The organism is Snodgrassella sp. B3882, from assembly GCF_026535915.1.
Taxonomy (GTDB): Bacteria; Pseudomonadota; Gammaproteobacteria; order Burkholderiales; family Neisseriaceae; genus Snodgrassella.
The window spans coordinates 60,135-84,371 of sequence record NZ_JAFNPF010000003.1 but is presented as its reverse complement, the minus strand read 5'-3'; the positions used below and the strand labels follow the sequence as shown (position 1 = coordinate 84,371).

Genomic DNA, 24,237 nt, shown 5'->3' with positions numbered 1-24,237 from the left:
ATTTTTATCCTGTCTCTCTGAATCAGTGTGAGGCTTATCCGCACTCACACTTATCGGTAATCTGTTTGTTAAAGAGCGTTGCTTCCGACTGCGTTCTACTTTAAACTGCTTGGTTTTTTTCGGACCGTCTTCAGCGAAGAAGGCGAACTATACGCCCCATCATTTTCTATGTCAACTCTTTCTCCGCTTTATTTTTGTTTTATTCTTTATATATTTGATTTATAAAATTTTTTATCTTACTCCAACAGAATGGTTTCGGCATCTTTAAACTTAGAGTAAGGTGAAACTTAGAAATGATTGAGATATTTCAATAGAGCATTTATTGAGGATTGGCTAAATTAAAAGAGAAATTTCGATAAATTGGGAAAGTCGGTTTTTTAGGATTGTGGATTGTTACCGTGGCTAATCTTTTATCAATACTATTTTTTTGCCAATGGCCAATAATGTTGTATTACATTTTTTATTATCCCATCAAATATTATCTATAAATATTCTTGTTAGTAAACTGATGTTTCATGCATCTGAGTTGCCTTCTCAGCGAACAAATGCTTAAGAGATAGTTACCTTTTCTTTCTACATTTTGATTAATGAATAAGCGCAAATAGAAGCCATATTTAAGATTTACTCTATATTAATATCTGTTTTTGATTATTATACTTTAGATATTTGGTATAAAATTAGAATTAATTGAGCGAATTGAGCGCTTGATGGTTTATTTATCAATAAGTAGTGAGTAGTGCGCTTTAAGCATTTTTTCATTAATTGTTTTTTCGATTTTGCGCTTATGCCTCGTTTTTATATACCTTCCGATTTAAGTTTAAACTTGTGCTTTTCTTTACCGGAAAAGGTAGTACGTCATGTTCAGGTTTTACGTTATCAACCCGGGGATGTGATTGAGCTTTTCGATGGCTCGGATAGGGTTTATCAGGCTGAGATTATTGTAATGGGGAAGAAAAATGTCGATGTTCGATTATTATCTTCTAATTTGGTTTCACTGGAGTCACCTTTAAAGATGACTTTGATTCAGTCTGTTTCTAGTAGTGAGAGAATGGACTTAACCGTTCAGAAGAGTGTCGAGCTAGGCATCAATGCAATACAACCGGTGATTACTGAAAGAAGTAGTCAACGTTTTAACTATGAAAGGGCTTTAAAAAAACAGGAAAGATGGCGCGAAATTGCAATTAGTGCTTGCGAACAATGTGGCCGGACAAAAATACCGGAAATTCGTCAGATACTAAATCTAGCCGAATATTTAACATTAACTTCTGCAGCAGATTTAAAACTATTAATGAGCCTGAACCAACCTAAAGCCTTAAATCAACTTGTACAACCACAGTCGGTTTCGTTATTAATAGGACCAGAGGGTGGGTTAACTAAAACTGAAGAACAGTTGGCAATAGAACATGGTTTTCAAGCCATTAGTTTGGGCCCACGTGTTTTACGCACGGAAACAGCTTCATTAGCAGCTATTTCTGCCATGCAGATATTGTGGGGTGACTTCGCGAGGTAATTATAGAATTAAGATAGAAAAATTCTAATACTTTAGCGAACATAAATCTTAACTTATCTATATCTAAGAAATTTGATAAATCATATCTTTTTACTATATTAAGTCATTTGATAATCTTGAAACATTTTTTTGTACAAAAATAGAATAAGTCTTTCTAGCACAATCTATTTCTTCGTTTCTTGATAATAAATTCAAGATCGTTTTTTAGAATTTCATTCGAAATGTCTAAATGCTAATTATAAATAAGCCATAGTATAAATTTAGAATCTATTGATTATACTATTATATATTGAATACTTCAGCACAATTAATTTACGCCTAAGATAAATTTATATTTTGTATGAGCGGAAAATTTATATCGATACTATACTTAATATCGTTTATTTTTGTTGTGGTTCAATTAAGTAATACAGTTCTTCTAAGAATTAAACATGGCTGAAAGGTCAAATAAAATGATATAGATCGATATTTTTAACGATACATTACAGTTAATAAAAAAATGTTCTATGTAATTAAAGTATAATAGTACCTAAATATTTTTTTGGATTCACTATGTTTATCTAAGTTTTTGTCTGACTAAATCCATTAATGCATTAGGTCAAATTTATTTTGGAATATATTTAATTAATTAATAAATAAAAGGTAATTAATTATTTGACTCTAATAAGCAAATTATGTAAAGTTAGCTTAAATAACTTCTTGGTTTTGTTATTTTTTGATTTAACCCCTTCTAGTATTTTACAAATACTAGAGTATTAAGTTTATTAAATAGTGTATAGCGTTTTTTCATTGCCAATTTATAAATCCTTTCAGCATTGGGTACAATTATGAGATTCGAAAAAAAAATAAAACATATTTTTAAACGACTTATCAAGTTGCCAAATGCGCTTTGGAAAACACCTCAAACAAAGGAAAATTTAGATATTCTAAAGAGCCAAATAATAAACTTAACAAATCAATTAGAACAGATGGAAGAAAAAAACCTCAGAATGGTAGATGCAATTGGTGCAATGATTTTTGGAATGAATAATTCATTAGATAATTTATCCAATCATTTGCACGAGGTAAAAGAATATAAAGATAAAGTTACGTGTGTAGATCGTAATTTAAAATCCCTCGACATAGATTTGAGTAATATAAAAATTCAAAATAAAGATATTCGAGATAGAATAGAATTTATTCGTAAAGAAATTTTTTTTGAATTGCAAATGAATTTAAGAAAATTGAAAGTAGATTTTCAGAATTCTTCTCAACATAAGAAGTTTAAAATTTTAAATGAAGATAAACTTAAAAATGCATCTAACTTACATCTGAACGTAGGCTGTGGGCATTTAATTAAAGAAGATTTTATTAATATTGATAATCGTGAACTTCCTAATATTGATATTGTCGCTGATGCAGGAAGTTTAGAATTTGAAAAAAACTCTATCAGTACAATATATGCATCTCATTTAATTGAGCATTTTACGCTTTATGAGTTAACTGATAGTATTCTTCCTCATTGGTTTTCATTACTTAAAGAAGATGGAAAACTAATTGTGTTAGCGCCTGATGCCCAAGCAATGATAAATGCCTATTATATGGGTGAGATACCTTATGATGATTTTCGTGAAGTTATGTATGGTTCTCAAGAGTATGATGGTGACTTCCATTTCAATATGCTGACTTCAGAATCAACAATAGAATTATTAAAACAAGTAGGTTTTTCTAAGGTTGATTTAATCGCTGAAGGTCGAAGAAACGGTTTATGTTTTGAATTTGAAATTCACGCAACAAAATAGTTTATATTTTTGAAACTTGAAATTTATGCTGATTAAATATATTTTAATTGAGGCAAATTTATGAAAATATCGCTTGTAATTTGTACTTATAACAGATTAAAAACTTTATCTATATCTCTACACGCTATCGAATTACTTCGTTATCCCGAATTAGAGGTTATAGTTGTTGATGGACCAAGTACAGATGGTACATTCGAATATTTAAATAAAGAGTGGAAAGACAAAATTAAAATATGCAAATGCAATGAAGCTAATCTAAGTAAATCGAGAAATATTGGCATTAAAAATGCCAGCGGAGACATAATTTGTTTTACTGATGATGATGGTATTCCTGAATTTGACTGGTTAGATAGTTTGTCGTTAGCATATGATAATCCTAAGGTTGGAGCTGCTGGTGGGTGGGTAAGAAACCACACTGGTGTAGAATTTCAAACTAAATATATTATTAGTTCAAGAAATTCAAGATCTGAAACACTTATTTCTGATGAAACAAAATTACCAGTAGCTAAACCAGGAGCAGACAATTTTGTTGCATTAATTGGAGTTAACTCATCTTTTTTAAGATCTGCACTTTTAGAAGTTGGTGGATTTGATGAAGAATACGCCTATTATCTTGATGAAACAGATGTAATTGTTCGAATGATTGACGCTGGATATGATGTTAAAATAATTCCTGATGCTCAGGTTCATCATAAATACGCACCTAGCCATATACGTAATAAAAAAAATTTTATTCAGTCTTGGTTTGAGGTTATAAAAAGTACTTGTTACTACATATTAAAGAATATGTCGCCTCATAAACCAATGTCTGAAAAATTAGAATTTATTTGGGAAGAGTTACAAAACCGACGAAATGAAACTGAAATTTATTTTAAAAATGGTTTTATTGATAAATCTAAATTTGATTCTTTGATTAAAGAGATTGAAGAGGGATACCGTAAGGGCTTATTCGATGCTTTTGCTCATACGCCACGCCAGCTTATAGGAGAATTTGAAAAAACAACTTTTTTAAATCTGCCTCGAAAAATTCCTTCTAATAAAAGACTTCGCCTTGCTTTTGTGACTGCTCTTTATCCACCACGCCCTTGCGGTGGAGTGGCTGTATTCATATACAATCTTGCAATTGAACTTGCAAAGCTAGGGCATGAAATCACTGTTATTACCCAAGCTGATAATGGTTGTGGACACACTGTAGATTTTGAAAATAGCGTTTGGGTACACCGGCTACCTCAAGATGATAGTGTTGATATTGAATTACCCCCCAATATGCCAGATATGCCTGAAGGGCCAAAAAAGAACGCAGGAAAGATTTTAGCTGAATTGAATCGTGTCAATAAATACCGTCAATTTGATTATGTTATTGGTACGATATGGGATCTGGATATGGCTGCCATCATAGCCTCACAAAAATACCCTACAGCAATGTATTTAGTGACGAATTACAAGCTCATGGAAGAATCTAAGGCTGAATGGAAATCTAACGAAGAGTTTTATCATAATCACGTGCTAAAAATGATTGAGGCTGAAGGTTGGGCTCTTAGACACGTTTCTCATGTTTTATCCAGTACAAACGCTATAGCACAAGATACCGAAAAAGCATATCAACTTCATTTCAATCCTGAAAAACTAAGTATAATACCTTTTGGTGTATCTGAAGCATATACAACTATCTCACCATCAGAACAAAATGATTCTAACAAAGTGAATTTGCTTTATGTTGGTAGGTTTGAACATCGTAAAGGTATAGATTTATTACTTGAAATACTTCCAGAATTAATGGAGGAATTTCCTCAATTAGAGATAGTTTGTGTTGGAGATAAAACCTTACCATCAAAAGATGGTAAAACTTATGAAGAAATATTTTTAGAAAAACATGGTGGCAAGCCATGGTTGTCACGCATTAATTTTCCTGGATATGTTAATGATGGGGAACTTGAGTGTTTATATGCAAACTGTGATATTTTTGTCGCTCCTAGTCGCTATGAAAGCTTCGGTTTAATTTATATTGAAGCAATGCGCTTTGGAAAGCCTTGTATTGGAACTACGGCAGGTGGTATTCCTGAAGTTATTGATGATCAAAAGACTGGATTACTTGTTCCTCCTGATAATGCACAAGCCCTAAAGGCAGCTATCGAAAAACTTTTAATTGATGAAGATCTTCGTCATAAATTTGGAGAGTTAGGACGGGAACGTTTTCAGGAGAAATTTACTACAGGTATCTTTGCCAAAAAGATTGAATCCCTGTTTTATAATTTGATATCTCATAACCGAGACCGTGTTTAATATGTGCAGAAATATCATGATTTAGAGGAATTCCACTCATTAGGTTATTATACTTTTTTTAAGGTATAAATAATTTAATAACTAATGCATTTTTAGGAACTTGAATTGTTATATTGGTATTGGGAAATATTTAAGGAGTTATAAAGATATACTTTAAATACATTCTATATTGAGTAGGTAAATTTTTTTCTTTCGCCTTTAATTTTGAAAATTAAATAGATTGAGATTAATTTATGTTAATAATATTGCAAGTCAATACACAGCTTCTTCTCAAACGTATTTAAGTGTTATCTGAACCTCCTAAATACAGTTAATTAATGATTTAACCAGACATTTATATGTAAACACAGAGGATCTAGGAAAATACATATGACGTGCACTCCCACCATGTTATAAAGTATAGGAGACTCTGTACTAGAATACTAAATTATCTAATTTTTTTCTTTACGAATAAGACCTTAATTTAAATGTAAAATATTAACTCTTCTCAAATTACTCACTTTAATTAGTCTGTTAAAATTATTTGCCATATTCTTATTAAGTATTTTTTGTTTTTGTATAATTCATTAAATTCCTTCCAGAATATATATTAATATCACCACTTATTTCTACTTCGCTATCAGCAATCATTTCAACGTTGCATTGATATAAATACTAATTATCCACGATTAGGCGAATTTTTAAACAGTTGTCTTGTTTCATTGGTTTAATTAACTAATTTTAGTTTAGATTTATTTTGAATATAATATTTAACACATTGATCAAATCAGCTTTGATTTTAAGGATATTAAAATATTTTCATGTTAAATCATCGATGTTTTGCGGTCATAACTAAATTCTTTAGCTATTGACCGCAAACGAATAATATTTAAGAAAATCTATCCAATCAACAAAAGTTAATCAGAATCGAACTATATGCAAAATATCTTAACTGCTGCAATAACAATATCTTCCTTGTAATGTAAAGGATTTGGTGTATTGCTTTCACAGCCTGCCCTTAGAGCAAAAATTTATTTAATAATTTTGCGGAATATAACGATAAGGATAGTTAGGCTCTTGGTAATCACCCTTTTCCTGTCTTTTGGGCAACTCTACTTTTTTATGTGGTGTTTTTTTATAGGGGATTTCGCTAAGTATATGACGAATAATATTTAGGTGTGCTTTCTTTTTATCGTTCGAATCGACTACAAACCATGGAGCCCAGGAGGTATCTGTGGACATAATCATTTCGTCTCTCGCACGAGAATAATCATACCAACGACTATAAGATTTGATGTCCATCGGAGACAGTTTCCAAATTTTCCGCGGGTCGTTAATTCTACCTAGCATGCGTTTTCTCTGTTCCTCCATATTTACTTCAAGCCAATATTTCAGCAAAATGACGCCGGAATTAACGATGGCTTTTTCCATAAACGGAATAACCTCAAGAAATTCTTTGCTTTCCTGCTCGGTACAAAAACCCATTACTCGCTCCACACCAGCACGGTTATACCAGCTTCGATCAAAGATAATTACTTCGCCTGCTGCGGGTAGCAAAGGAATATAGCGTTGCATATACATTTGTGTTTTCTGGCGTTCATTTGGTGCCGGTAAAGCCACCACTTGAAAAACACGAGGACTCACTCGTTCGGTGACAGCTTTAATTGCTCCTCCTTTTCCTGCTCCATCACGACCCTCAAAGATGATACAGATTTTTTGTCCCGTGGCTTTCACCCATTCCTGTAGGGCAACCATCTCACCTTGGAGCTTTTCCAACTCTTTGTAATATTTCTTTTTAGACAGTTTTTTTTGCTTTTTATGCTTTTTGCTGGGATCTATTTTATGGTCACTATTTGTTGCATTTGATTCTGTTGACTGAATAATGACACCTGTTTGTTCGTCTTCGTTTGTAGCCATTATTCTCTCCTTTAATAAATATTTGTTTGGCAAGTCATTTTTTGACGATTTACTATTTTCATAGCATAGTTATATTATCAATATTTATTAATGATGGTTAATTTTTTACATTTATCTTTTACGCGGGTGGAATAATTGTTCTAAGATCTGTTGCACTTACTCTTTGCTTTCTCTACGCTCATCTCTTAAGGTGTACCACCAGACAATCAGACCGATGATAGCCAGAGCTACACCAACCCAGGCAGTACTTGCCCATCCCCAGCCCGCATTGATGGTCAATCCACCCAGAAAAGGACCTAAGGCGTTGGCAGCATTGAATGCACTGTGGTTGAGTGCTGCAGCAAGTGTTTGAGCATCTTTGGCCACATCCATCAAGCGTATTTGTAATAGTGTACCGACTGCACCACTCATGCCAATAAGAACGACTTGAATGCAAACCCAATAAGGATGATGTAGCGCGAAGGGATATAAAGCCAGCATGGCTGCAGACCAGACCAGTAACCAGCCTAATCCTAACATAACATGACGACCTACTAATCGCGGAATGATGATGTTCCCTAGCGTCATCCCTACTCCATATAAACACATGACTAGCGGAACGATTTTGGTCGACAAACCGGTTATATTTTCCAAGGCAGAAGCCATGTAGGCATATATACCGAACATACCACCAAATCCTATTGCACCAATAGCCAATGTCAACCAGATTTGTCGATTAGTCAGCGCACTGAGTTCTCGTAAAGCATTACTGGCACCACCGCGCATGCTAGAAGTAGGTAGAAATAGAGCGACCAAGATAACGGTCACAGCTGCCAAGACTGCCACAATCAAAAAGATTACGCGCCAGCCTACGGCTTGAGCTAACCAGCTACTTAAAGGTACACCGATGGTTGTGGCGATGGTTAAACCAATCATCATGAGACCAACAGCCTGTGTTCGTTTGGCTGGTGGAACCATGGCGGCAGCCACTAATGCCCCTACTCCAAAGTAGGCACCATGGGGTAAGCCACTTAAAAACCGAAATAGCATGATGCTGTAATAATTAGGGGCCAACATGGTGCCAAGGTGAGCAAGTGCAAAGAAAGCCATGAGTATTAATAATAGGCTGCGACGACTGAATCTGGCTGCAAATACGGCGATTAAAGGTGCGCCAATTACAACACCAATGGCGTAAATGCTAATTAGGTGACCAGCTTTAGGTTCACTAATATGCAAACCTTGAGCGATATAGGGTAAGACGCTCATGGTTGCAAATTCGGTTGTACCAATGGCAAAACCACCCACTGCAAGGGCAAATAATAGCCAATGTGGATGCTTTATTTGGTTGTTTACGGAACTCATGGCAATACCTGTCATTTGATTCTTCAATGCTATTATGGCTGGTTTTAGCGGTATTTATTCCATCTGACAAATCAATATTGGTAAAATTACTCTTAATTTACATATATTTATTGATTATATATTTTCCATCTGTAATGATCAGGCAGAGGTACGGTTTTGATGGAATTAATAATTCTATGCAATATGTTTCCACAATAGAGATGGCATTTTACATTTTTGCGCTCTTTATTAGGGTTATCCTGGTTAGCATGATATTGAGTATAGTTGGGTTTAAATATTTCTTAATTTCGTTTTGAATCATTTAACGCGATATAATGTTATTAATTGGTTGCTATATTTTACGAGCTATTTTATTTAAGATGAATGGATTTAATGATGAGTAAGCCTTGTGCAGAAACGCTAAAAAATCGTCCTGACGATGCAGCGTTATTGGCTGATGAAGCTAAGTATTGTTCTTTTGGTGACACGGTACACTATGTCAACCCACCTAAAATTTTTGACGGCTGCGAAGGCAGCTATATGTATGACAAGAATGGTACGCCTTATTTAGATTTGCAGATGTGGTACTCAGCCTGCAATTTTGGCTATGCAAATGAACGGCTGGATTCTGTGTTAAAGCAACAGATTGATACGTTACCACAATGTGCGAGTCAGTATTTACACCCAACTAAAATTGAACTGGCAAAAACCATTGCTTTAGATATGAAAGAGAAATTTGGTCGGGATGGTCGGGTGCATTTCAATGTTGGTGGTTCTCAATGTATTGAAGACTCGCTGAAAATTATTCGGAATGCTTCAAATGGTAAAACATTGATGTTTGCTTTTGAAGGTGGATATCACGGGCGTACTCTTGGTGCATCATCTATCACATCTAGTTTCCGTTACCGCCGCCGTTATGGTCATTTTGGTGATAGGGCGATGTTTATTCCTTTCCCCTATCCTTTCCGACGTCCCAAAGGAATGACTGCAGAAGAATATGGTGAGCATCTGGTCGCAGATTTTGCGCGCTTGTTTGAGACTGAATATCATGGGGTCTGGGATCCTAAAGCTGGTCAAGCTGAGTATGCGGCTTTTTATGTGGAACCGTTGCAGGGCACGGGTGGCTATATTGTTCCGCCTCGCAATTATTTTAAAGGGCTGAAGAAGGTTCTAGATCAGTATGGAATTTTACTGGTTGTAGATGAAATTCAGATGGGTTTTTATCGTACCGGCAAACTTTGGTCCATTGAACATTTTGATGTGCAGCCGGATATGTTGGTATTTGCCAAGGCGTTGACTAACGGTTTGAATCCGCTAGGCGGCTTATGGGCACGGGAAGAATTAATTAATCCGCAAATATTCTCTGCAGGTTCTACTCATTCTACTTTTGCGTCTAATCCATTAGGCACTGCTGTGGGATTGGAAGTATTTAAAATGATGGCCGAAACGGATTATGAATCGATGGTCATGGAAAGTGGTGCATATTTCCTTGAAGGTCTAAAAACGCTGGAACAGCGTCATAAGGAAATCGGTGAAGTTGATGGTTTGGGTTTGGCATTACGTGCTGAAATCTGTACTGAAGACGGATTTACGCCGAATAAAGCTTTGGTTGATAAAATGGTTGATATCGGTATGTCTGGAGACTTGGACTGGAACGGTCAAAAAATGGGGCTGGTGTTAGATATTGGTGGTTATTATAAAAATGTAATCACTTTTGCTCCTTCTCTACACATCAGCAAAGCAGAAATTGATCAGGGTATTGAGTTACTGGATCAGTTAATTACGCGTGCTAAAAAAGAATTAAACGCTTAAGTCACGCAATAAGGAGACTGATTTGCTTCAGTCTCCTTTACAGGACGCTATGAAATATTTAACTCAACTCGAACCAGATGAATTAGTCGATAATTTTCTGACTTTCCCTCCGCAGGATTTCACTTCCTGGCTTATTCAGAACGAAGTACCCGCCTTCGCCGCGCGTTTTGATTTACTCACCACGGCCGACCATAATTTACAAGTTAAAGTCAAAGGTCTTCCTCTGTTTAATAAGTGGAAAAATTTACTTAAGCCATACACCATTTTCATTGGTACTACGGTATCTGAATACGCACTTTTTACTGCTGAGCTATCACCCGAACAACTCGCTGCACAAATCAAACAGCACTATACGGCTAAAGCACCGCTGTTGATTGTCAAGGATATTCCGCAACAATCTCCTTTGTTATCAGAGCAGGCCAATCAATATTCTGCTGCTGTGATTCAAGCACTGCAAAATCAGGATTTTATTGAAGTTGAGGGACAAGCACTGGCTTGGGTACCGATAGATTTTGCTGATATTGATGAATATTTAAGCAGATTATCCTATCAGCGTAGAAAAAATTTCCGTCGCAAATTGAAATCGCAGCAATCTCTTGAGATAAATTGTCTGCATAGTGGTAACGAGTGCTTTTTTGATCCGGCAGTTCTAGATAATTTTTATCAGCTTTATTTGAATGTCTATCATCAGAGTGAAATTCATTTTGATTTATTGACTAAGGAATTCTTCATTCAATTATTGCAAGATGAAAAAAATCAGGCTCGAGTGATTACTTATCACCATCAGCAACAATTGGTTGGCTATAACATCTGTTTTATTGTAAACAATATGCTGATTGATAAGTATATAGGTTTCAGTTATCCGCTGGCACGTGATTTGAATCTTTATTTTGTGAGCTGGTTCTATAATTTGGCTTATGCTAAAAATCAAGGTCTGGCCTATTATGTAGCTGGCTGGACTGATCCTGAGGTTAAAGCCTCACTGGGAGCACGATTCACTTTTACGAAACATATGGTATATGTTCGTAATCCGCTGCTAAGAATGATTTTGAAGAAAATCAGTAATCGTTTCGAACAAGATAAAAATTGGCAGAATAATACCAGTAAGTCATCTAATCAGGAAAAACGTTCATAATGAATAAAACGGTGGTTTTAGATTTCGATCAAAGTGCTGGACATGATGATGAAGCTTTGACGATTGAGTTGGGCCAGTGGCAGGAAGCTATTCGCTTCGGCTGCTACAAATCTCAATTTCTTCGATTAGCTACCGAGTTAGACCATAAATTACCAGATCGCTATGGAACGGTTTTACTGGGCAGTGGAGATTATCACCACATTTCGTTATATCTTATTCAACGCTTGAAAAAATTTTTTAGTACTGATAAACCGATTCAAATTGTGGTTTTCGATAATCATCCCGACAATATGCGTTATTTATTTGGGATTCATTGCGGATCATGGGTGAGCTATGTTGCTCAATTGCCTTTTGTTAGTCATGTACATGTCTTGGGGATTACCTCGAATGATATTGGGTTAGCACATAGTTGGGAAAATCGGCTTAAACCGTTATGGCTTAATAAATTGACTTATTGGAGTATGGACGTTGATGTAAGCTGGGCTGATAAAATCGGTTTAGGCAAAGCGTTTCAAAGGTTTTCTTCACCAACCGATTTAATTCAAGCGTTCATACAAGCCCAGCAGACAAGTCATGAACCGGTCTATATATCTATCGATAAGGATGTATTGAGTAAGGATGTGGTACAAACCAATTGGGATCAAGGACGGATGCAATTGGATGATATCCTGACTGTGATCGGTGCTCTGAAGCAACGTATTATTGGCAGTGATATCACTGGTGAAGTGTCGCAATGGCAATATACCAGTTTACTTAAACGGTTGTTGAGTGCCATGGATAAACAAGAAGAGATTCCAGCAGAAACTTTGGCACAATGGCAAGCACAACATCATAAAGTTAATTTACAGTTATTGAATGCCTTGAGTGCTCATTAGCTTACCTCTGTCTGAATGACCTCACATATTTGTTCAAATTGAGAATCGGTTAACCAAGGACTATTGGTAATGGTTAACATCCGTGCAGCAAAATCCTGTGCATTGGGCACAGCGCTATGAGGTACGATCGACTGCAAGTAATCATATTGTGCCAATGTATGGATGAACAGACGAGTCACGCCTAAAGGGCTAGGCCACAGCTTCGCCATAATTGCATCACGCTGCTGAGTGGTCGGCAATAACAACATTAAAAAAGGCCAAACTCCAGTTGCATATTTATCCTGGATAACCTGTACGCCGTTAATGGTTTCCAATTGTTGTAATCGTTGTTGTGCTTGTTGTTGCAACAAGGCTAAAAAAGCTGGTAAGCGAGCAAATGCATTAACAGCGACATATTGACGCCAACGGCTGACCTGATGCATTGGAATAGCAAAATCAAAATCGTCTCCCACAGCACTAATCCATTGCTGCTGGCGTAAAGCTTTACGCCTTCCCTGACCGTAAACAAAATGCAAACCATAGGGATTGTATAACGCGCTATAACCCAATAGCTGAATAATTCGCCTTAATTCCCATTTCCATTGCCACGGTAAAGATTTGCTGGCAGTAGTACGAAATTGAGCACGTAAGTTCGGATGAGGTGATGAAAATAGACCACCTTCAAACATGGTGAGGCCTTTGCCTGCTGCCAGACTAAACAAAACAGCATCGCCATGATGCCCCACATCAGCACCTAAGGCTTGCGCTGCATCTTCGATAACACTGATCTGGTATGGCTGCACCACGTGCTTTACAGATTGCACATCAGTTACACGCCCTCCAAGATGGGTTGGAATCACCGCCAGCACTTCTTCATTAGTCATGGTAGCCAAATGCTTGATATCTAAATCGATACTATCAGGTTGCAAATCACATAATTGTATTTGTAAATCACAATGATGAATCGCTAAGGCAACCAGAGGACAAGTATAAGCAGGCACAATAACTTTCTTACGCTGTGGATATTGCTGCGCCAAACTGCTTAAAATGATGACCAAAGCTGCGGTGCCAGAGCAGGTAATTTCGACATCTGGCAAATGCAGAAAATGACTGGCTACGTTGGCTAAAGACTGGCTATTAGGCAGCCAATCTCGCCATTTAACTGGCAAACCGGCGGTAGGGGGATTTTCATAATAGCGTTTAAGCATATGCGCTTTTACCCGTATGTAATAGAGTTATACAGGATCGTGATGGTTGTCTGCCTCACTCTGAACCAATTGTTTCTCAGCAAAAGCCAAAAATAGAATCCCAGCTACGACAAAAATTGCACCTATTGTTCTAGTTATGGTGATGTGTTCATGAAATAGAAAAGCGGAAACCAACATCACTGTCACGACCTCTAAATGTGAAGCGGCAAATGCAGGACCAACAGGCGCTTTTTTCAGCAAAATCATCCAAGTAAAAAATGCGCCAATATAGCCCAGCACTGCAATATATACCCAAGGCTGGGTAAATACGCGCATAATCCACTCCATATTAGCCATCAGAGGTTGAGCATGGTTAGCCGTTAATTTAAAGCTACACTGCCCGATGGTATCAAACAACAGTAGGAGTGCAAAACCAATCAGATAAAATTTACGCATTAGGATACTCCTACCAAGACAACGCCTATAGTGATACAAAACATGCCTATCAGTCGGAATCGAGTTAGTTTTTCTTGGAAGAGAACTCTGCCTACCAGCATCAGTACGATAATATTAATGGAACCGAGCAATATTCCTTGGGACAAGGGCACCTGACTTAAAAAAGCCAGCCACAATAAAAACTCAGCCACATAAGAGCCAATGCCAATCCATAACCAATAATTCCGGAATAAATCTACCCAGTAATACCAACCATCGCGATTATTAGGAGCTATTGCTGCATATTTGAATGCTGTTTGACCCAAGGTGTCAAAACAGATATTAGCGAGCCATAAAATAAAAACAATCAGCGTCATGAAGGCGGTTTCCTTAAAATTTCGGTTAAATCAGGCTGACTGAACAATATTTTGAAAAAATTTGACCGATTCGTTAATCACTTCACGGCGCTGACGGTCAATGGTAATGAGATGATAACTATCATCTAATACGATGAATTTGGTTGGTCCACTGACATTTTCTTCCACCAAACGGGCATTGGTTTGAATATTGGCAATATCATCATGCCCGGAATGCATAATGAGACAAGGTGCGGTCACTTGAGGTAATTGCCGGCGCACTTCTTTGGCCAGCCACTGCATTTCTGCCAGGGCTGGAAAAGGATTACCAGCTAGTCCAGCACTGGCACTATCCCCACTGAACATACTGGCTGATACAGTCGCACGAATGCGTTCGTCTTTCAAACCATAAGGTGGTTTTTCAATAAATGAAGTTTTTTGAAACAGATGTAGTTTTTTCAGCCATGTCAGTAAGAAAAAAAGGTGCTTTGCCCAAAATGGCATTGACCAACCATCATAAGTAAAGGTTACGCCATAGACCCCGACACCTTTAATCATTTGCGGATGATCAGCAGCCAGTTTTAACGATAAAAGCGCACCCATGGATAAACCAGCCACAAATATATGATCAACATGCTGCTGCAAAAACTTAGCTGACTGTTCTACGCTTGCATACCAATCGTGCCAGGTTGTGCGACATAAATCTGCCTCATCGCCACAATGTCCGGCCAGTTGCATAGCATAGACGGTAAAGCCTGCCTGATTTAGACCTCTGGCAATAATGCGCATTTCATTCGGCGTACCGGTTAAACCATGGATCAACAGCACTCCATTGCGGTTACCTTTTAAAAAATAAGAACAATCTTGAATCATAATAAGAAATCATTTTTTTATTAAAGTGTGAACGCACCCATTTTCAACTGTAAACTGATTCTGCATTAATCAAATTGGGTAATATAGTAAGTACATCACTAAATGCACCAATAGGTTGAAATGGAAGTTGATGCTGCTGACAATATTCAATCAGTTTATCCTTAGCAAAAACCAAATCTACTTTATCAGCCACACAAAAATCTGAAGTTCCATCACCAACATAAAATACTTTTCTGTAATCAGATAATTGGCGACGATGCTGGCACTTACAATTACCGCTGGCTTTCACACAGTCACTACTGGCATATGGAAATTGCAGTTGCCAGTTTTGTTGACCGTCATACAGCAACTTATTGGCATAGACGGGTAAAAAATCAAGTTTATAGCGTTTCAAAATAGATTGTATCGCATAATCCAATCCATCACTGACAATATGAACAGTTAAGTTTTGCCTTTGAGCAAAATCCACAAAGTCTACAAAAGTTGGATCAATTTTAATTTGTGCCAAAACTTCATTCAGTTCCGATAAGCGGGCAGTCATATTGGCAATCTGCAGCTGCATACACTCTCGTGAGCCAATAATGCCATTGAGCCATTGCTGTTCAAGCTGCTCACATTTTTCATTGCCAAAATGGTCTAATAAAGTATCAGTGACATCTTTTTCACTGATGGTTCCATCGAAGTCACACAATACAATGTCCTGATATAAATTATTGCCACCAAAGAATTCTTTATGGCAAAATTTAATTTCTTCAACAGGTACAAAATAAGTCATAGTTTACCAAGTAATCTATACAATAAAAGCTTATTGTATGCATTTAATTAACAGATTTTTTGAACCCCAAAGGGTTGAAAATAGTAAATTAGATTTATCCCAGTGGATAAATGCCAGCAAAGAATTAACTATTTAGCATATTAATTCTTCAATCGACAACATTAAACTTTTCCTAAAAAAACAGCATCATCAAATATGCGATAAACATAACACGCTGATTAACTGCATTCCATACAAAATACTTTTCTACAAGCAACTCTATATCTGAATAGAGTGATTCAGATAGTAATTAGAGTGAGTACTGCATACTGGAAAACAATATTTGCACCACGGCATTTCGGAATAAGGATGCAAAAAATAATCTATTGATAAATCTAAAAATTAAAACCGAACTTATTATTTTAAATCATTTCGCTTGGGATATAAACTTAGCGTGTCTCATGGATTTTCCAAAAGCAATTTTTTCTGCTATTAAATAAAGCTTTGATTAAGATTTTCAATCAAAATAAACATATTAATTAATAAGTTATTCAATATTTACACTTATTTACTCTATATATAGCTGAGAGTTTAACTACCCTTGGTTTTATTTTTAGATACTTTAAGAAAAGGCTCATTGATGATATTCAGACGAAGTTACGGTATTTTGATGCCTAAAAATTTCCGCAAAATTGGTTAGTTAATCCAGCCCTACTATTGGATACTAAGCTTTCCAACAACGTTTAAGTCAATCTTATTGCTTGAAAGAGGGATATCAATGCAACATGGATGCTCTTAGACTGTTTGGGTATGGTTGAATAAAGCCAATGGTAGATTTTCCCCCTTAATCATCTTTATTCAAAGAATCCACCATTGGCAAAAATACTGATATGAATGGCTATTATTTTTTTTCAGTTACTGCACCATTATGGATGATTAACATCTTTGGCATTTTGACTTTGCCATCAGACATTAGGATTACTGAGACATATTCTGTTCCCCAAGTTTAATTTGGTCCTCTTCTCTATTTTCTTTCCCATTTAAATCTTTTGCATGTCATGTATTCAATTGCAGCAAGATAAAAAAACCGGATCTAAGCAAAGTTAGATCCGGTTCTCATCACTTGACCATATATCAATCAAAAAATAAAGGATTTTGCAGTTAATTTATCCCATTAAATTGAATATGCTCTAGATATCGATATTGGAGCGTGTATCTCCCTGAAGTCTTGATGATTCATGCGAATCCTGTGGTTCATTCGGCACATGTCTAGAGTCTTCAGATATATCATCCAGATCGTGGCCAGGATTCATAACAAGGTCACCCACAGCTACAGATTTCGTTGAACTCATGATGATTGCAGAGGATAAATTCTCACTAACTCGGTAAACAAGTGCTAGACCGACTTCTTCTGCCGGAATACTCAGATATTTGATCACGCCGCTTTTGCTGTCAGCATCTCTTGGAGGATCGGCTTTGATCTTTCTTCTTTTATTGACCAGACTAACCACTGTGCCTTTATCAATTCCATCTTTCGCACCTAAATTAAGAATAATCGTATGGAAAGTACCAGCTTCCAGAACACCATCCATTATAGAGATAACTTTACCTCGGATCTGTTTACTTGGAGCATGTGGCATCATCTGTAATGGATCACGCTCATCGGTAATTTTCAATAGATAATTACCATCAGTGATTTCTGAAACCACTTTAGTCACTATTAGCGGCTGTGCTGTGCGCGTAGGCACTTTAATTAATGGATGTAAGCGAGTGTAGTACTCATCGTTAGGCAACTCACTTTCATCTTTCGCGCTACGTTCTTGCAAAGCACTGTTTTTGTTGGCCAGCGTCGCCACTTCACCGGTAAAGCGTACTAATTGACCAAGATACTTATGCGTATCTGGATCAACCACATCACGATCGGCACGATAAACCAGATACCGACCTGGTTCCAATGTACGATCAGCATAGACACGATCGCCAGGAGAATAGATCAACCGATTATCCGGTCCGGTAACCAACCTTGGTGCGTTTTTGGTTTGTAGTTGATCTATGACTTGTGGATGCTGGGTAAAAATACGGTAATAATCTACATTGATGGTACTGATGCCATAACCAGCAGCGATATCACGAACTTGTGGTTTTAACTTGATGGTAGGAATATTATTATCAACAAATCCCAGCCGAGGCTGACCATTGACATAACGCAATGTTAGAATCTGTCCTGGGTAAATTTTCTGTGGGTTTTTAATTTGGGAACGATTTGATCCCCATAATTGTGGCCACTGCCAAGGGCTATAGAGATACTTGCGGGAAATACTCCATAAAGTATCACCTTTTTTCACCACATATTGTTCCGGTGCATCTGGACGTAAAGTGAGCTTTTTGGCCATAGCTGGCATAGATAACACCATACCTAAAGTGCACAGCAGGGTTATAATGTGTTTATGCATGTAAAGTATCCTTAGCTAAAATGCTATTTTAGTATGATTTGTTAATCATGATAAGAGAATTGCAGGCAGTTTACCTGAAACTCTATCGATAATCTTTAAAAATTCGCAATCGCCATCATATAGTGTTGTCACATCAAAGAAGGAATTTTGAAACAAAATGGCACTCTTAAACATTTTACAATATCCTGATGAGCGTTTACATACCATTGCGCAACCTGTTGAAGAATTCGATGACAAAATTCTTGCTTTAGTTGCAGACATGGCTGAAACCATGTACCAAGCGCGTGGTATTGGCTTGGCTGCTACACAGGTCAATGTACATAAACAAGTTGTGGTCATGGATTTGTCTGAAGAACGTGATCAGTTACGTGTTTTCATTAACCCAGTGATTACTCATAAAGAAGGTGATACTGAATTTGAAGAAGGTTGCTTGTCTGTGCCTGGGATTTATGAAACAGTCCATCGTGCAGAGCGGGTAACTGTTGAAGCTTATGATGAGCATGGCGAAAAATTCGTACTGGAAGCAGACGGTTTATTGGCCATCTGTATTCAACATGAGTTAGATCATTTAGCCGGAAAAGTCTTTGTTGAATATCTTTCGTCATTAAAACAAAACCGCATAAAAACCAAGCTGAAAAAGCGTGCGCGCGAAAGAATGTAAGTTAAATGCTTATCCATTCAAACAGCTAAATTTTTCTTATCTTTAATCAAAATGCATTTTGGATCAACAGCATGAAGCCTTCCATTATTTTCGCTGGCACACCCGATTTCGCTGCTGCATCCCTGCAAGCGATTGTGGCTGCTGGATTTGATGTACCACTGGTACTGACTCAGCCAGACCGTCCAAGTGGACGCGGCATGAAACAACAATCCAGCCCTGTAAAGCAATTAGCTTTGTCATTAGAGTTGGATATTCAACAACCCACCTCTTTAAAAGATCCTGAAATACAAGCACATATACGAGCGATTCAAGCGGATGTAATGGTTGTGGCTGCTTATGGATTGTTGCTGCCTCAATCTGTTTTAACCATACCACGCTATGGTTGTCTGAATATTCACGCTTCACTGTTGCCACGATGGCGCGGCGCAGCGCCAATCCAGCGTGCTATTGAAGCTGGTGACAGCGAAACGGGTATCTGTATCATGCAAATGGATGCCGGATTGGATACCGGTGCCATCCTTAGTCGTCATTTATATCCTATTGGAGAAAATGATACAGCTGCACAGGTACATGATGGTTTGATGGCGTTAGGAGCTAAAGCAATTGTTGCAAATTTACAACATTTGGATCAATTAAAACCCATTTCTCAGCCTGAAACTGGGGTGACTTATGCTCATAAATTGTCCAAAGCAGAAGCTCAAATAAACTGGCACCGTTCGGCAGATGAAATTAACCGTCAGATCCGAGCATTCAACCCTGTACCCGGCTCATGGACATTGTGGCAGGATAAGCCTTTAAAAATTTGGCGCGCTCAGGTCGTTGAAGGCTCAGGTCAGCCAGGTACCATTGTTCAAAGTGATGAGCATCACTTGATTGTTGCATGTGGCAGCAAAGCGCTAAGTATTGAATTACTTCAGAAAGCTGGCAGTAAAGCCATGCCGGTCAATGCATTTCAAGCCGGCAATGCCCTTTCTATCGGCACTATTTTTCCCTCTGCGGAGTCACATTCATGAGTATGGCTCTTGCTCAGCAACTCGCGGCTAAAAGTATTGGCGAAGTGTTAGATGGACATAATCTAAATGAAGTTTTGACACGCGTTTCACTCCAACATCCAGAATTGACTGGGGCAGATAAAGCCACTCTCCAGGCCTTAAGCCACGGCAGCTTGCGCTACTTGGGTTTATTACAGCAATTAGTGCGACAAATGACAAAAACGCTACCCGCTGCTGAAATTCAGCACCTATTATTTGTTGCCTTATACCAGCTTGCTTTTACCCGAAATGCTCCCCATGCTGTGGTCAATGAAGCTGTTGATTATGCTCGTCGGCTACACGGCGGACGCTATCAGAAATTGACCAATGCTATTTTACGTCGCTTTCTGCGAGAACAAGATGCTTTAGTTGCTGCGGCTGAACAACACCATGTAGCACGTTATAATCTACCGCAGTGGTGGCTTGATTACCTGAAAAAACAATATCCAAAGTACTGGCATAATATTGTTAACGCCTACATGCAACATCCACCAATGACTTTACGCATCAATCGTCGTTACAGCAATGCCGAACAATATCTGGCGATGTTAAACACCGTACATATTGACGCTAAAATACTGGATTCTCATTGCGTTATGCTGGATAAACCGGTTAACGTACAAAATCTGCCCGGATTTGCTGAAGGACATGTCTCGGTACAGGATTATGGTGCCCAGCAAGCCATAGCATTGCTCAATCCTCTTCAAGGAGAACGAATACTGGATGCCTGTGCTGCTCCGGGAGGCAAAACCGGTCATATACTGGAGTGGGCTGACTGCGACGTCACCGCATTAGATATCGATCCCAAACGGCTTGAACGTGTAGAAAGTAACTTACTACGTCTCCAACTTCACGCTCATCTGCAATGTGCTGACGCAAAAGACCTACAGTCATGGTATGATGGTCAGGCTTTTGATGCCATTCTTGCCGATGTGCCTTGTACTGCTTCGGGTGTCACAAAACGACATCCGGATATAAAATGGTTGCGCCAACCGCATGACAGCAGTACAACTGCCCAACAGCAAGAAGCCCTTCTAGATAGCTTATGGCAGACACTCAAACCGGGTGGACGCATGCTTCTGGCAACTTGTTCGATTTTTATTGAAGAGAACCAGCAGCAACTGGCGCGGTTTTTAGCTCGGCATTCGGATGCACGCGAACGTCAATCACAAATATTGTTACCTAACAGCAAACAAGATGGCTTTTTCTACGCGCTTATCGACAAAACTTAGTCTTTTTGCTGCCTTCGTACTCTGCCTGTACATCACAGTAGTACAGGCAGAAGGCATTAGCACCATTCGTGCACAAGCTACCATTACCAGTAACGGTCAGCTTTCGATTAATAGTCGCTTCAATCTACAATTACCTGATCAACTAAAACAAGCACTCAATCAGGGAGTACCGCTCAATTTCGACCTAAATTATCAACTGAACGCGCCTACTCTAGCCTCTTATCGTAACCGCATTAATAATCTTATTGGTGGGGATAATCTCATTCAGTTTAAACTGACCTACCACCCATTGACTGGTCGATACCGTGTCAGTATGGGGCCAACCTTTTCTACAGAATACAACAGCCTCGATACCGCGCTGAAAGCAATTGGTGCTGTAGCCAATTGGCGAGTTTTGAATAAAGGCGCACTAAGTGGAGCTACCACCAAAGAAGTACGTGCGGATGTACGTTTAAGCCTGAGTATCAGCCAATTACCCAAGCCTTTTCAAATCAATGCTTTGACTTCGCACAGTTGGCAGCTTGATTCTGGCTGGCATCACCTGATCATCAATGCGGAATAAGACAATGAGTCGGTTTATTTTCATACTGGTAGTACTTTGCGTCGTCACCTTGTATGTGTTGACCGTTGCTACAGGTAATACTGGCTTTCTATCAGGATATTTTTGGATTGCATTTGGTTTTGCTTCCCTGCTCCTTATCGCTTTGGTTCTGATGGTTGGTGCATACTGGTGGAAATTATTGCAAAGCCGCCATCGCCATGAATTTGGTTCCAGAATCGCCGTACGCTTGGCCACCATGTTTACTCTGGTTGCCATATTACCCGGTATTTTTTTGTTTGGTGTGTCTGCACAATTTATTTCTCACAGTATTCATTCTTGGTTTGGCAATGATACCGAAGAAGCCCTCAATCGTAGCCTCAGTTTAAGTAAATCTGCCCTTGATTACGAATTGGATAATAGCGTTAGTCGTGCCACCAACATTCAAATCGCTTTAATTGCCGCCAGTAGCTTGCAGCAGCCATTAACCCCAGTATTAAAAAATTACGCTGAAGATATACCATTCAGCCAACTTCAAATTCAAAATATCAATACGAATAAACCTCTTGTAGAGCACAATCCGAATCATTTACCTGTTGCCAGCCTCAGCACCGAAGCCATTAATCAACTTCGCAACAGTGGTTCGGTGCGTGAACTGGAAAGCATCAATAACATACTTTATTCGCAGGGTTGGTTATTCGTTCCTGATCCTAGTGGTCATAACGACAAAGCACTCTTTTTCCGTCAACCTGTTTCCAGCAAAGTGGCCAGAGATGCCACCTTGATTGAAGCCGCCCATGCCAAATATGGAGAGCTAAGCTTTACCAAAGAAAGCCTTCAAACCTTCTTTCTGGCCACCTTATTAATGGCGACGCTGCTGGCAATTATTTTGGCTTTATTGGTGGCTTTATATTTCGCTCGTCGTTTTGTCGCCCCCATTCTTTCACTGGCAGAAGGTGCTCGCGCAGTAGCCAAAGGGGATTTGAGTGTGCAGCAAACCATCTATGGAAAAGATGAACTCGGCAAACTGACCGAACTTTTCAATCACATGACCACCCAACTCAGGCATGCTCGTAGCCAACAAGAAGCGGCACGTCATTATCTGGAGCATATTCTCAACAGTCTAACCACCGGCGTCGTCACCCTCAATCCACAGGGTAACCTTATTACCTACAACGTAATGGCAGAAAACATACTGGGACAAAGCTTGAGCCCTTGTATGGGATACAGCATCAGCCAACTGGCTGAACACAACAGTCCACAAATGGCCATGTTAGCCGAAGTATTCCAACAGATACTGGCTACCGAATATCAAACCAAATCAGTACAAATAACTTACAACCATAAAGATGAAACCCTTATTCTCTTAGGTAAAGCTACCCCCCTCCCTGCAGATAGTGGCGGCGGAACAGTGTTAGTATTTGACGACGTAACTGCCTTAGTCAGTGCGCAGAAAGAAGCAGCATGGGGCGAAGTGGCACAACGTCTAGCACATGAAATACGCAATCCACTCACTCCGATTCAGCTTTCAGCAGAAAGACTTGCCTGGAAATTAAATGATAAACTAAACGAATCGGACGCCCAGATTCTAAACCGAGCAACCAACACCATTATTCGGCAGGTTTCAGCCATGAAAGATATGGTAGAAACCTTTCGCAATTATGCTCGCGCACCACAACTTAACTTAACTTATCTTGACTTAAATGAACTTATTCGTGAAGTTTTAGTCCTATATGAAGGTAGTAATTGTACATTTGAGGTCAATTTGAGTAAGATAGAAATGATTGTGAATGCAGACAGCGGTGCAATGCGACAAGTTATCCATAACTTGTTCAAAAATGCTGTGGAGGCTGCAGCATCAGATAGCGCCCCCACTGTTAGCGTAACAACGGAATTACATAACGAACATATTCTTTTCTACGTAAGCAATAACGGCAAAACATTTAGTCAGGAAATGCTATTACATGCATTTGATCCTTATGTTACCGATAAACCCAGTGGTACAGGTTTGGGATTATCGGTAGTTAAAAAGATTATTGAAGAACATGGTGGACGGATCCAGATCAGTAATCAGGAAACCGAGCTGGCTTGTATCAAAATAACGTTACCCTCACAGGTGAATTGAA

Annotated in this window: 19 protein-coding genes; 11 read left to right on the top strand and 8 right to left on the bottom strand. The window is 38.3% G+C overall.

Translation table 11 applies throughout. The features are described 5' to 3' along the window. Positions 1-784: 784 nt before the first annotated feature. From J3U68_RS09610 to J3U68_RS09600, 3 genes are all read left to right on the top strand, one after another. Positions 785-1,510: a 16S rRNA (uracil(1498)-N(3))-methyltransferase gene (locus J3U68_RS09610; RefSeq protein ID WP_267376428.1), complete on the top strand. Its 726-nt coding sequence runs from the start codon at positions 785-787 to the stop codon at positions 1,508-1,510. 827 nt (positions 1,511-2,337) lie between these two features. Then, positions 2,338-3,291 carry a class I SAM-dependent methyltransferase gene (locus J3U68_RS09605; RefSeq protein WP_267376426.1) on the top strand — a complete coding sequence of 318 codons (954 nt, stop codon included), beginning with the start codon at positions 2,338-2,340 and terminating at the stop codon, positions 3,289-3,291. A 60-nt stretch (positions 3,292-3,351) separates the two neighbouring features. Beyond that, a complete protein-coding gene (locus tag J3U68_RS09600; RefSeq protein ID WP_267376425.1) occupies positions 3,352-5,574 on the top strand; it encodes a glycosyltransferase in 2,223 nt (740 codons plus the stop codon). 1,014 nt (positions 5,575-6,588) lie between these two features. Here the strand turns inward: J3U68_RS09600 and ppk2 are convergent. Continuing rightward, positions 6,589-7,470, bottom strand: a complete 882-nt coding sequence (gene ppk2, locus J3U68_RS09595) for a polyphosphate kinase 2 (protein WP_267376424.1) — start codon at positions 7,468-7,470, stop codon at positions 6,589-6,591. 156 nt (positions 7,471-7,626) lie between these two features. Continuing rightward, a complete protein-coding gene (locus J3U68_RS09590; protein WP_267376423.1) occupies positions 7,627-8,811 on the bottom strand; it encodes an MFS transporter in 1,185 nt (394 codons plus the stop codon). A gap of 375 nt (positions 8,812-9,186) precedes the next feature. On the opposite strand from J3U68_RS09590, the gene J3U68_RS09585 reads away from it, so the two are divergent. Genes J3U68_RS09585 through J3U68_RS09575 form a run of 3 tightly spaced genes read left to right on the top strand, consistent with a single transcriptional unit; the run spans position 9,187 to position 12,612 of the window. Beyond that, complete coding sequence (locus tag J3U68_RS09585) at positions 9,187-10,602, top strand: aspartate aminotransferase family protein (RefSeq protein WP_267376422.1); 1,416 nt, start codon at positions 9,187-9,189, stop codon at positions 10,600-10,602. Positions 10,603-10,624: 22 nt separating this feature from the next. After that, complete coding sequence (locus tag J3U68_RS09580) at positions 10,625-11,737, top strand: GNAT family N-acetyltransferase (RefSeq protein ID WP_267376420.1); 1,113 nt, start codon at positions 10,625-10,627, stop codon at positions 11,735-11,737. Beyond that, a complete protein-coding gene (locus J3U68_RS09575; RefSeq protein ID WP_267376419.1) occupies positions 11,737-12,612 on the top strand; it encodes an arginase family protein in 876 nt (291 codons plus the stop codon). The genes J3U68_RS09580 and J3U68_RS09575 overlap by 1 nt, the downstream gene beginning before the upstream one ends. On the opposite strand, the gene J3U68_RS09570 is transcribed toward J3U68_RS09575, so the two are convergent. The 6 genes from J3U68_RS09570 to J3U68_RS09545 all read right to left on the bottom strand — a co-directional run bounded on the left by J3U68_RS09570 (position 12,609) and on the right by J3U68_RS09545 (position 18,649). Continuing rightward, positions 12,609-13,799, bottom strand: coding sequence for a DegT/DnrJ/EryC1/StrS family aminotransferase (locus J3U68_RS09570; RefSeq protein WP_267376418.1), 1,191 nt, complete (start codon positions 13,797-13,799; stop codon positions 12,609-12,611). The two genes, J3U68_RS09575 and J3U68_RS09570, sit on opposite strands and share 4 nt — an antisense overlap. Before the next feature lie 27 nt (positions 13,800-13,826). Next, a complete protein-coding gene (locus tag J3U68_RS09565; RefSeq protein WP_267376416.1) occupies positions 13,827-14,234 on the bottom strand; it encodes a DMT family transporter in 408 nt (135 codons plus the stop codon). Next, positions 14,234-14,590: an EamA family transporter gene (locus tag J3U68_RS09560; RefSeq protein WP_267376415.1), complete on the bottom strand. Its 357-nt coding sequence runs from the start codon at positions 14,588-14,590 to the stop codon at positions 14,234-14,236. Before J3U68_RS09560 ends, J3U68_RS09565 begins: the two co-directional genes overlap by 1 nt. Before the next feature lie 30 nt (positions 14,591-14,620). Further along, the gene (locus tag J3U68_RS09555) at positions 14,621-15,442 is read right to left on the bottom strand and encodes an alpha/beta hydrolase (protein ID WP_267376413.1); all 822 of its coding nucleotides are present in this window, start codon (positions 15,440-15,442) and stop codon (positions 14,621-14,623) included. Between the two features lie 43 nt (positions 15,443-15,485). Beyond that, positions 15,486-16,217 carry an MtnX-like HAD-IB family phosphatase gene (locus tag J3U68_RS09550; protein ID WP_267376412.1) on the bottom strand — a complete coding sequence of 244 codons (732 nt, stop codon included), beginning with the start codon at positions 16,215-16,217 and terminating at the stop codon, positions 15,486-15,488. 1,169 nt (positions 16,218-17,386) lie between these two features. After that, complete coding sequence (locus J3U68_RS09545; RefSeq protein ID WP_267376411.1) at positions 17,387-18,649, bottom strand: LysM peptidoglycan-binding domain-containing protein; 1,263 nt, start codon at positions 18,647-18,649, stop codon at positions 17,387-17,389. Positions 18,650-18,806: 157 nt separating this feature from the next. Between J3U68_RS09545 and def the strand changes: the two genes are divergently transcribed. The 5 genes from def to J3U68_RS09520 all read left to right on the top strand — a co-directional run bounded on the left by def (position 18,807) and on the right by J3U68_RS09520 (position 24,236). Next, a complete protein-coding gene (gene def / locus J3U68_RS09540) occupies positions 18,807-19,310 on the top strand; it encodes a peptide deformylase (protein WP_267376410.1) in 504 nt (167 codons plus the stop codon). 71 nt (positions 19,311-19,381) lie between these two features. Then, on the top strand, positions 19,382-20,323 hold the full coding sequence (gene fmt / locus J3U68_RS09535; RefSeq protein WP_267376409.1) for a methionyl-tRNA formyltransferase: 942 nt from the start codon (positions 19,382-19,384) through the stop codon (positions 20,321-20,323). Then, positions 20,320-21,573: a 16S rRNA (cytosine(967)-C(5))-methyltransferase RsmB gene (gene rsmB / locus J3U68_RS09530; RefSeq protein ID WP_267376408.1), complete on the top strand. Its 1,254-nt coding sequence runs from the start codon at positions 20,320-20,322 to the stop codon at positions 21,571-21,573. The genes fmt and rsmB overlap by 4 nt, the downstream gene beginning before the upstream one ends. Then, the gene (locus J3U68_RS09525) at positions 21,539-22,135 is read left to right on the top strand and encodes a DUF4390 domain-containing protein (RefSeq protein ID WP_267376407.1); all 597 of its coding nucleotides are present in this window, start codon (positions 21,539-21,541) and stop codon (positions 22,133-22,135) included. Before rsmB ends, J3U68_RS09525 begins: the two co-directional genes overlap by 35 nt. A 4-nt stretch (positions 22,136-22,139) precedes the next feature. Beyond that, positions 22,140-24,236, top strand: a complete 2,097-nt coding sequence (locus tag J3U68_RS09520; RefSeq protein ID WP_267376406.1) for a sensor histidine kinase — start codon at positions 22,140-22,142, stop codon at positions 24,234-24,236. Position 24,237 lies beyond the last annotated feature (1 nt).

Coding starts and splice junctions, on each gene's coding strand:
- J3U68_RS09610 (WP_267376428.1), top strand. CDS start 785: ATGCCTCGTTTTTATATACCTTCCGATTTAAGTTTAAACTTGTGCTTT.
- J3U68_RS09605 (WP_267376426.1), top strand. CDS start 2,338: ATGAGATTCGAAAAAAAAATAAAACATATTTTTAAACGACTTATCAAG.
- J3U68_RS09600 (WP_267376425.1), top strand. CDS start 3,352: ATGAAAATATCGCTTGTAATTTGTACTTATAACAGATTAAAAACTTTA.
- ppk2 (WP_267376424.1), bottom strand. CDS start 7,470: ATGGCTACAAACGAAGACGAACAAACAGGTGTCATTATTCAGTCAACA.
- J3U68_RS09590 (WP_267376423.1), bottom strand. CDS start 8,811: ATGAGTTCCGTAAACAACCAAATAAAGCATCCACATTGGCTATTATTT.
- J3U68_RS09585 (WP_267376422.1), top strand. CDS start 9,187: ATGAGTAAGCCTTGTGCAGAAACGCTAAAAAATCGTCCTGACGATGCA.
- J3U68_RS09575 (WP_267376419.1), top strand. CDS start 11,737: ATGAATAAAACGGTGGTTTTAGATTTCGATCAAAGTGCTGGACATGAT.
- J3U68_RS09570 (WP_267376418.1), bottom strand. CDS start 13,799: ATGCTTAAACGCTATTATGAAAATCCCCCTACCGCCGGTTTGCCAGTT.
- J3U68_RS09565 (WP_267376416.1), bottom strand. CDS start 14,234: ATGCGTAAATTTTATCTGATTGGTTTTGCACTCCTACTGTTGTTTGAT.
- J3U68_RS09560 (WP_267376415.1), bottom strand. CDS start 14,590: ATGACGCTGATTGTTTTTATTTTATGGCTCGCTAATATCTGTTTTGAC.
- J3U68_RS09555 (WP_267376413.1), bottom strand. CDS start 15,442: ATGATTCAAGATTGTTCTTATTTTTTAAAAGGTAACCGCAATGGAGTG.
- J3U68_RS09550 (WP_267376412.1), bottom strand. CDS start 16,217: ATGACTTATTTTGTACCTGTTGAAGAAATTAAATTTTGCCATAAAGAA.
- J3U68_RS09545 (WP_267376411.1), bottom strand. CDS start 18,649: ATGCATAAACACATTATAACCCTGCTGTGCACTTTAGGTATGGTGTTA.
- def (WP_267376410.1), top strand. CDS start 18,807: ATGGCACTCTTAAACATTTTACAATATCCTGATGAGCGTTTACATACC.
- fmt (WP_267376409.1), top strand. CDS start 19,382: ATGAAGCCTTCCATTATTTTCGCTGGCACACCCGATTTCGCTGCTGCA.
- rsmB (WP_267376408.1), top strand. CDS start 20,320: ATGAGTATGGCTCTTGCTCAGCAACTCGCGGCTAAAAGTATTGGCGAA.
- J3U68_RS09525 (WP_267376407.1), top strand. CDS start 21,539: ATGGCTTTTTCTACGCGCTTATCGACAAAACTTAGTCTTTTTGCTGCC.
- J3U68_RS09520 (WP_267376406.1), top strand. CDS start 22,140: ATGAGTCGGTTTATTTTCATACTGGTAGTACTTTGCGTCGTCACCTTG.